The organism is Cognataquiflexum aquatile, from assembly GCF_003316845.1.
In the GTDB taxonomy this organism is placed as follows: domain Bacteria; phylum Bacteroidota; class Bacteroidia; order Cytophagales; family Cyclobacteriaceae; genus Cognataquiflexum; species Cognataquiflexum aquatile.
Map to the genome: position 1 here is coordinate 121643 of NZ_QMIK01000010.1, position 7513 is coordinate 129155.

Consider the following 7513-nt stretch of genomic DNA (forward strand, 5'->3'; position numbering starts at 1 on the left):
TTTCATTTTCTGAAGGAAATATTAATCATCAATTTCCAACTTCAATCTTCAACCAAGGGAAGCTGGACCGAAGTTCAATTTAAGCAGCTATGGTCTATTGACTGTGGTCTGTCGACAATATTTATTTATCCCTAAACTCAATCTCAGAGATACTCATCAGGATTTCTTCACCGTTGGCTTTTGGATTTTTGAAGATGAAATACACATCCTGTTTTCCAGCTGTAGGATTCACCACAACCTGGGCTTTGGTGGCATTTTGCCTTCTCCACTCGACAGGATTGACTCCTTCGGGAGGTCTTCGGAATTCAGCCTCTTTTGGAACGATAGCTTCACTCTGTCCGATCAGCTGACCTGTCGGCGAGCCAACCCTGACCTCCACCGAACCTCCAATGGCATCTGCCCGCGGGCTTACCTCAACATAAAGGTCGATCTGCTTGACACCTGTCAAGTCCAACCCTTTAAACCCAATATGCGATTGGTCACCCACCATAAAGAAGTTGACTCTTGGCGTAGTCATCAGATTCACCCCTTTTCGGATATCTGAAAGTTGTGGGTCAAGGAAAGGATTTCGCAAAGCGATGTAATCCACCCCGGAGAGAGAACCCACATTTCCTGCACCTTTATCAGCATAGGATGCCCTCAAGAGATACCCTCCCTGACCATTTTCCCCTTCAGGAACCACAGGTGTGACTTTTCCGCTGAGTGGCAAAGAAGCCACTGTCGGTTTGGTTTCATTCATACTGAGAATAAAATCCACCATTCTCCGTGCATCTGCCTCAGATAACTGCGGATGGGCACTCATCCCGTGTTCACCCCATACGCCACTGCCTCCATTGATGATCTTCCCGATGAGCAATTTGGTGTTTTCTTCTGTTTTGGGATACCTAGCCGCCACCGCGGTGTAGCTCGGACCGATGGAAGTTTTGTCATATTGGTGACAGGATTTGCAGTCGCTCCCTTCAATCAGGTTTTTGCCAATATTTAAAATCGCCATGTTCTCAGCGCCACTTTGCTTGGAAGCGATCTCTATCGGGTCAAAACCTGCCGGAACATAATCAAAAGTCACAGCGACTTCTTCGGCCTTGATCTTTCCTTCAGCGGATGTCCCATCTTCTTTGTCCTCAACCTGAATAGTATATTCAAATTCCTTTTCCCCGAAATAGAAGGTTTTATTCAATCCCCCAAAATCAATCGAAACAACAGGAGGTTCATTCCCTGCAACGATTTCGAAAGTGGATGAATTTTTCTCTCCCTTGGTATCGGTGACGGTAAGCAACACTTGGTATGTCCCTGCTTCTGTGAAGGTAAATTCCGGATTTTGATCTTTCAAAACCTGCTTGAATCCATTGGCGGAAGTCAAACTCCACTCAAAACCCAGTTTGCCCTGATCATAATCATCGTAATCGGAAGTCCCCTCAGCGGAGAATTTGGCAGTCAGGGGAACTCCACCGGCATATTTATCCGACGAAGCACTGACATTTGGTTTGCGGTTGCCAGCGTTGTATTCGATTTTGACAATACGGGAATTGGCATTGCCACGAAACCAGGCGCTACCGTATTCCAAGACATATAATGCGCCATCCGGACCAAAATCCATATCTATCGCCGAGCTGAAAGTTTCTTTGAGTAGGAATCGCTCCATGGATTTGTAGTCTCCATTTTCATCCATGGTCACCGCCATGATCCATCCCCGCATAAAATCCACGATCAGCCACTTACCTTCATAATAAGCAGGAAATACAAAAGGCGCTTCTTTTTTGAAATCAGCCTTGCGGAAAACAGGCCCGCCCGTAGCGCTTCTACCCGAGCTTCCCAATATGGGGAACTCCTCCGAAACCCCGTAAGGATACCAGATCATCGCAGGCACTACAGGTGTGGGCAAATTCTTGAGACCGGTATTGTTTACCGATTCATTGACCGGGCTATTCACATCAAATGGGGCTCCATAGGTATTGGTCGCAAGGTCATGTTTGTTGTAGGGTTGGTTGTTTCCGATAAAATATGGCCAACCGAAAAATCCCGGACCTTTGGCCTGATTGAATTCATCGTATCCTTTTGGCCCCCAAATAGAATCGATGGAGGCATCAGGTCCTACTTCTCCCCAATAAAGATACCCTGTTTCACTGTCCAAAGTTGGTCTCCATGGGTTCCTGTGGCCCATGGTATAGATTTCCGGTCTGGTTTTTTCTGTTCCTACCGGAAATAAATTTCCCTCCGGAATCGTATAGGTTCCATCATCTTCAGGATGAATCCGAAGGATTTTTCCCCTCAGGTCATTGGTATTGCCAGGAGCGCGTTGGTCATCTGAACTCTCCATTCCGGGACGCTCGTCAAGGTTGGAGGATCCAACTCGTGGATTGACGGTGTTATTACCTACAGTAAGAAATAGGTTTCCTTCCTTGTCAAAAACCATCCCCCCACCGGTATGGCAACATTCCTCCCGTTGGGTCGGAACTTCCAAGATTACTTTTTTGGTATCGGCATACAGGGAATCGCCATGCAATTCCCACCTTGCAAGGACATGTTTGGCTTCCGCAGGGTCTGCGAAATACATGTAGATCCAGGAGTTTTTGGCAAAATCAGGATGTGCAATCACGCCCATCAATCCCTCTTCCGCTTCCCTTACTCTGCCTTCTTTGTTGGTGTATTTGGTATTTACAGGAATGGTGGCGATGAGCTTCATCTCCCCGGTTTTCTCATCAAAAATCTTGACACCGCCCTTTCTCTCGACCAACAGGATTTTGTTTTGGGGGAGGAAAGTCATTTCCATCGGCTCGTCCATGCCTTCGGTAAGGACGACTTTGGTAAACCGGTTGTCCTCTGGCTTGACAGAGGCGTCTTCAGATTTTTTACAGGAAATCAGGCTGAGCAAAATGGCCAGTCCAATAACCGTATTTAATCGGTAATTTATCTTGTAGAATTTTATCATGGTTTAATGGGTTTTTGAAATTGGAAAATTTCTTAAATGGTTGTGCGCTGACAATTGTGGAGAACCGCATCATCTCTTATGCCAATGCTTTTCTGCAGAACTCCAGGCATTTCTGCACTTCCTTGACAGCATCCGAACCTTCGGGAACCTGGTATTCCAATTCTATGGTGGCGGGAAATTTGTATTTCTTGTCCCGAATCATTTGGAGGATGTCAGCGATTGGTGTGTTCCCTGTACCCCAAGGGAGGTTGCCTTTTCCGTTTGCGGGTATTTGCCGGTCCTTCACATGCATGCTCCAGATTCTTCCCTGCTGTTTTTGGATCAGTTCCATCATATCTGTGTGCCCTGCTGCGATGTAGTGACCTGCATCAAAATTCAATCCGTTGCTGCTGCTTTGGGACAAAGCTGTATCCCAAAAACCAAAAGTCTGTTGCTCATGGCCGTGGTAACCCACTTTCATTTTGTTGGTATCTCCCAATTTTCCTAACCTCAAAGTCTGCGCGTCGTCAGAAGGATGCTCCAATGTCACGTGATCGGCACCGAGGATTTTGGCTGCCTTCATGCCATACGCCACTTCCAAATCAGAATTATTAACACCAAAAGCATTTGGTTTGAAGGCATAAAGTGTAATTCCCGCTTCTTTGAACAATTTCCCTGCCTGCTCAAATTTCTTAAAATCAGTTTTTGTTCTCCAATCGGAGGCAACTTTGGCATAAGCCTCAGATTGCTGTCTGATATCAGCCAATTCGGCCTTTTCACTTTCAGTCAACTCTTCCCCCCTTCTCTGTTTGCCGCCCAACTGAAAACCCCTCATCCTGTTGAATGTCGGTTGTGGCATCCCTGCAAAGTACTCCACAGGTTCTCCCATCATTTCCACGGCGCTGATACCGGATTCCTTGATGTAGCGGATATTTGCTTCAAGGCTTTGGTCAGGCATGGAGCGAAAAGAATACGTGATGCAGCCAATCTGCACGCCGTTGATTTTGGAATCGGGTTTGTTGTATGACTTGATCAATGCCGGAGCACCTTGCAGCCAAGTTGGCGCCAATACCAAGCCGGTTGCACCGATGGCGGATTTGAGGAGAAATTCCCTTCTGTTCTTCATGAAAATTGATTTTTTTATCGTTCAATAGGGTTTAAGATTGAACAACTTAGCAATAATTTTCACTTGCTGCCAGATAAATTTCAGGAAGGTAATTTTTGGGTTTTGATTGGAGAAAAATTGACCGATGACCGATGACGGATGACCGATGTTAGCAGCATTTGATATTTTGGACTGGAGAATATTAATCATGGTATTAATACTTATCAAAACCAATCAAATGAAATCATGGATTGAAGTCCAAATGCTGTTGGTGGACCGTCGACCGTGGTCTTTGGACAATTTTTTAATACCCTGTTTCGCTACCTACTCTACTCCATTTCCCCCAAAATAGCCAAAACCAACCTTGCCGAATTCTCTGATGCAGGACCTACAAATTGGTTGAAATTCATGCGGGCGTGGTTGTTGGCATTGTCGCTGCAACTTCGGATGACAATAAAGGGAATATCCAATGTCCTACAGATATGCGCCACTGCCGCCCCTTCCATCTCGGTTGCCAAAGCATCAAATTCTTCATAAAGCCATTTTGCCTTTTCGTTGCTGCTGACAAAAATATCTCCTGTTGCAATCACCCCGCTGAAAACCTTTGGCTGCCTGTTGGCAATCGGAACAAAAACCACGTTTTGCACTGCACTTTCGCTTATCCGTAGCAAATCCTTGTCGGAATCAATGAACAATTCATCATGCGCGCCCCCGCTTAATTTCCTGAATGGCGAAACAGAAAATCCCAAAGAATCCACTTTCCCGAAGTCATATTGAACCAACTTTTCTCCGATCACCAAATCTCCAGGCAATGCTTCAGGATCCAATCCACCTGCCACTCCGGTAAAAATCAGCGTTGAAATTTTAAAATTCTCGGTAAGCACGGCCGTGCTGTAAGCAGAATTGACTTTGCCCACACCGGCTTTGAGGATGACAACCTTCTTGCCTTTCAGTTTTCCTTTGTAAAAATCAATTCCACCCCTACTGACTTTCTTTTGTCCCTGCATGGAATCGAGCAAAATGGCGATCTCCTGATCCAAAGCGCCCATCAGCGCAATCCGTTGGGCAGAAGCAGAAAAGGAAAAAACAACAATCAGTAATAGGAGTAATAACTTTTTCATAGCCAAAGAAAGAAAATAGAAAGGAGGGTGATGACGAAAAGGATGGGGTTGATTTCGGATTTTTTGCCGGTCAATAACTTCAAAATAGTCCAACTGATAAAGCCAAATGAGATCCCCACAGAAAGGCTGTAAGTAAACGGAATCAAAGTAATTGTGAGAAAAGAAGGAATCGCCTCATTCGGATTTCGCCAGTTGATTTTGGTCAGCGGCATCACCATAAAAGATCCCACCAAGACCAAAGCTATGGAACTTGCGATGGATGGAATGATAGACAGTAACGGCGAGAAAAACATAAAAGGCAAAAACAGCAGTCCGGCAGTCACCGCCGTGGCCCCTGTTCTTCCTCCTTCTTCTATCCCGACCGCGGATTCGATGTAGGCTGTTCCCGAACTGCTTCCCACCAAACCGGCAAAAAGCGTTGCCATCGAATCTGTCAGCAAAGACTTGCGCATATTTCTCGGACTGCCATCAGGATCTTTCAGTCCCGAAGCTTCCGCCAAACCCACAAATGTGGAAATCCCATCAAATAGAATCGTGAAGGTAAATACAAATATCACCGGCAGATAGGCATATCGGAGCGAACCTAAAATGTCAGCTTTTCCTATCAGACTAAAGTCCGGCAAAGCAAACAAACCAGTATAATTGACCATGGTGGCCACTCCGAAATTGACAGCAGAAGCATCTCCCCACCACCTGCCGATCGGCCAAGCCAAAAGGGTCGTAAAGATAATCCCGTAAATTATCGCTCCCGAAACCTTGCGGCTGATCAAAGCGCCTGTCACCAATAAACCTGTCATAAATGTTAGGCTGATGGGATCCTTGAAAGCGGCCATCCCTACGAGTGTAGCTGTATTGTCCACGATAAAGTGGGCATTTTGAAATCCGATAAAGCAGATAAATAACCCGATGCCTGCCGATACCGCATGTCTCAGCGCAACAGGAATGGATGCGATGATTTTCTCCCGGGTTTTGAAAACTGAAAGCAACAGAAAGATCACTCCTGACCAAAATACCGCACCCAAAGCTTCTTCATATGTCAGGCCATAACCTTTGACGGCCGTGTAGGTAAAGAAGGCGTTGATTCCCATACCGGGTGCAACGACGATCGGGTTGCGGGCATACAATCCCATCATCAGACTGCCGAAAGCAGACACCAAAACCGTTGCTGTCAACGTACCCGAAAAAGGCATGCCTGCCTCGGCCAAGATGGCCGGATTGACGATGATGATGTAGAAAGCCGCAAGGAAAGTGCTCGTTCCTGCCAGGATTTCAGTTCGAAGGTTTGAAGGTTTGGAGATCATTCAATTCATGGAAAAGCGGAAAATACAGGTATCTGGATGGAATTGCAAAAGTTATTTTATGAGAGCATCCATACGAATTCAAATTAAAAATTAACCTTAAAAATATTCTTAAGCATACCCTAAATTGCTTCCCTATTTTTACAGCCACTTTTTTTCTTGGCAAAAAAAGTAGCCAAAAAAGCCAAGACGGCGGAATCCTATCCGCGCACAAGGCCTCTGCCGGCCCGGTCCGCCGTCGTCCCACCCACCTCGAACAAATGGAATTCGGTTTTATGGGTGGAATTTAGGGATTAGCCAAGGAAGTGCAACATTGCAGAAACACATAAACAACAAACAATGCATTCTCCGCCAAAGCATATATTTATCCTAGGAAAGAAAATTCCTAAAAACCTTCAAGAAAAAATCAATTTATGATGGACGCATTTCCAAATCTAGATTTCAGACTAGCCAAGCTAACAGACCACAAATCCCTTTGGGAAATCATCCGGCCAATTATCCGCAAAGGAGGCACTTACGTGTTTTCGCTAGATAGCTCGGAACAGGAAATGATGGAGTATTGGATGGGTACGGACAAAAGCACTTTTGTGGCAGAAATGGACGGTAAAATCGTAGGAACTTTTTTTCTGAAACCAAACCAACCCGGTTTGGGAAACCATGTCTGCAATGCAGGATTTATGGTCGATGAAAAAGAAAGCGGCAAAGGCATCGGCAGAAAGATGGGACTTTTTGCTTTGGCAGAAGCCAAAAAAGCCGGGTATCTCGCCATGCAGTTCAACTTTGTAATAAGTACCAACCAAGCTGCCGTCAAGCTTTGGCAATCCCTGGGATTCGATATTATCGGAGAAATCCCCGAAGCCTACCGCCATCCGGAAAAGGGATTGGTGGGGGCGTATGTGATGTATAGGATGGTTTGAGAAAACTGCTCAATACAATTATATTCTCCCCCGCCCAGGTGTAGGTACTATCTTTAAAATCAAGATTATTTTAATTTTTTTTACCTTTACGATACCGGAGAGGAAGCATACAGTGATCGTTCACTTGGATGTTTACCTTGTGTAGTGCCGACTTGATCGGCACT

Annotated in this window: 5 protein-coding genes; 1 reads left to right on the top strand and 4 read right to left on the bottom strand. The window is 45.5% G+C overall.

What is annotated here, in order from left to right; translation table 11 throughout:
* Window positions 1-121 precede the first annotated feature (121 nt).
* The 4 genes from DQW11_RS21800 to DQW11_RS21815 all read right to left on the bottom strand — a co-directional run bounded on the left by DQW11_RS21800 (window position 122) and on the right by DQW11_RS21815 (window position 6435).
* Window positions 122-2929, bottom strand: a complete 2808-nt coding sequence (locus DQW11_RS21800; protein ID WP_113926253.1) for a PQQ-dependent sugar dehydrogenase — start codon at window positions 2927-2929, stop codon at window positions 122-124.
* A 76-nt stretch (window positions 2930-3005) separates the two neighbouring features.
* Window positions 3006-4034 (bottom strand): sugar phosphate isomerase/epimerase family protein, encoded by a 1029-nt coding sequence (locus DQW11_RS21805; RefSeq protein ID WP_113926254.1) that lies wholly within the window; start codon window positions 4032-4034, stop codon window positions 3006-3008.
* A 308-nt stretch (window positions 4035-4342) separates the two neighbouring features.
* Entirely contained in the window at window positions 4343-5134 is a 792-nt protein-coding gene (locus DQW11_RS21810) for a 5'-methylthioadenosine/adenosylhomocysteine nucleosidase (RefSeq protein ID WP_113926255.1), read from the bottom strand.
* Window positions 5131-6435, bottom strand: a complete 1305-nt coding sequence (locus DQW11_RS21815) for an NCS2 family permease (protein ID WP_113926256.1) — start codon at window positions 6433-6435, stop codon at window positions 5131-5133. The genes DQW11_RS21810 and DQW11_RS21815 overlap by 4 nt, the downstream gene beginning before the upstream one ends.
* A gap of 410 nt (window positions 6436-6845) precedes the next feature.
* Between DQW11_RS21815 and DQW11_RS21820 the strand changes: the two genes are divergently transcribed.
* A complete protein-coding gene (locus tag DQW11_RS21820) occupies window positions 6846-7349 on the top strand; it encodes a GNAT family N-acetyltransferase (protein ID WP_232826826.1) in 504 nt (167 codons plus the stop codon).
* Window positions 7350-7513 lie beyond the last annotated feature (164 nt).